General features: G+C 45.7%; 2 rRNA genes (1 of these 2 only partly in view). Both read right to left on the bottom strand.

The features are described 5' to 3' along the window. Positions 1-684: 684 nt before the first annotated feature. Positions 685-796: ribosomal RNA gene (rrf, locus tag DEV76_RS23405) — 5S ribosomal RNA — on the bottom strand. A 117-nt stretch (positions 797-913) separates the two neighbouring features. Continuing rightward, positions 914-2,289 (bottom strand): 23S ribosomal RNA (locus DEV76_RS23400) (it continues 1,507 nt past the right edge of the window).

The following is a 2,289-nucleotide window of genomic DNA, read 5'->3' as shown; positions in this document are numbered from 1 at the left end:
TGTTTGAACTGACTAAATTTACTCTCGTAATTTCAGACGTTTCAATTAATGTTGTCGCTAACATTACCTGTGTTTTGTTACATTTCTGTAACGTGCTGTTGTTTCCAAACTTTCAAAGATCTTTCACCAACATTCCCCGCACTTACTGCGGTGATATCTGTCAGCTACTTTTGTTGATATCCAGGTTGCGAACCTGCAGGCCTAAAGCCAATATCCATCATTAAATCTCTAAGAACTTTTCTTTTGTTTTCCGCTTCGTGGCTGCTTTTCAGTGGCCGTGTTTCGAAGGGAGTGCAAAGGTAGTGATTATTTCGTTTCTTCCAAACTTTTGACCAGAAATTTTATTTTTTATTTTTCTGATTCTCAACTACTTATGCGTATAGCTTTCTCTGCTTTTGTACCCTTGTGTTTGTGTCAGGCACAGCACCGGGCAACCGCTCCTTGCAAGCGGATGGCAAAGATAGTATCTTTTCAGATTACCGCAAAATTTTACGTCGTAACTTTTGGAAGAGATATAATCCGATACTTTTCTGTTACTGATCTATGGGTTTGATTGCGATTGAACTGATAAGAGCAGTTCGGTGAAGTGTGCAATCAACGCTTTTATTGCTTCATCCTTATACCTTTTATAAAGGATAAGAGATAAAAAAAGTCCCGGTATTGAACCGGGACTTTTTTCAATAAATATGGCAGTTACCTACTCTCCCGCATGATAGTGCAGTACCATCGGCCATGAGGGGCTTAACTTCTCTGTTCGGAATGGGAAGAGGTGAACACCCTCGGCAAAACCACCATAAGATCTTAATGGTTCACTGATTCACTTCCGTGATCAGTGTTCCTAGTATCTTACTACTAATAAATTTACATATCGGGAAGTTGTAAAACACGCTCTTTACAGAGAAAGAGCATAATAAAATTAAAGCTTACGGGCAATTAGTACTACTCGGCTTCGATGTTACCACCCTTATACCTGTAGCCTATCAACGTCGTAGTCTCCGACGGCCCTTAAAAGTAAACTCATCTTGAGGTAAGTTTCACGCTTAGATGCTTTCAGCGTTTATCTTGCCCGTACATAGCTACTCTGCACTGCACCTGGCGGCACAACAGATACACCAGCGGTACGTACGACCCGGTCCTCTCGTACTAAGGTCATGTCCTCTCAATTTACTAACGATCACAACAGATAGGGACCGAACTGTCTTGCGACGTTCTGAACCCAGTTCACGTGCCACTTTAATCGGCGAACAGCCGAACCCTTGGGACCTTCTCCAGCCCCAGGATGTGACGAACCGACATCGAGGTGCCAAACCTCCCCGTCGATATGAGCTCTTGGGGGAGATCAGCCTGTTATCCCCGGAGTACCTTTTATCCTTTGAGCGATGGCCCTTCCATACAGAACCACCGGATCACTTTAGCCTGCTTTCGCACCTGCTCGGCTTGTCTGCCTCACAGTCAAGCACCCTTTTACTAATGCGCTCTGCGTACGATTACCAACCGTACTGAGGGTACCTTTGCGAGCCTCCGTTACTTTTTAGGAGGCGACCACCCCAGTCAAACTACCCACCAAACAATGTCCCCGCTTACACGGGTTAGACTCTAAGTAACAGAAGGTTGGTATTTCAACGTTGACTCCACGACTCCTGGCGAAGCCGCTTCATAGTCTCCCAACTATCCTACACATCTGGCACTCAAAATCAATGTTAAGTTGTAGTGAAGGTTCACGGGGTCTTTCCGTCCCGTTGCGATTAACCGGCATCTTCACCGATACTACAATTTCACCGAGCTCATGGTAGAGACAGTGTCCAACTCATTAGACCATTCGTGCAGGTCGGAACTTACCCGACAAGGAATTTCGCTACCTTAGGACCGTTATAGTTACGGCCGCCGTTTACTGGGGCTTCAGTCAGGAGCTTTGGCTTGCGCCGAACACCCTTCCTTAACCTTCCAGCACCGGGCAGGTATCAGGCTCTATACGTCATCTTTCGATTTTGCAGGGCCCTGTGTTTTTGTTAAACAGTTGGTTGGACCATTTTACTGAGACCACATTACTGTGGTACGCCTTATCCCGAAGTTACAGCGTCAATTTGCCTAGTTCCTTTACCATGGATCACTCGAGCGCCTTAGGATACTCTCCTCGACTACCTGTGTCGGTTTACGGTACGGGCTGCTATAACCTAACCTTAGAGGTTTTTCTTGGAAGTCTGATTAGGGACATTATCAGCGCGGCCGAAGCTTTGCTGTACTATCAGGTTCAGCACCTCTGGCGGATTTTCCTACCAAAAGTATACC

It is taken from the genome of Chitinophaga deserti, assembly GCF_003149455.1.
Taxonomy (GTDB): Bacteria; Bacteroidota; Bacteroidia; order Chitinophagales; family Chitinophagaceae; genus Chitinophaga; species Chitinophaga deserti.
The sequence above is the reverse complement of the archived record's forward strand: the minus strand, read 5'-3'. Positions and strand labels throughout refer to the sequence as shown.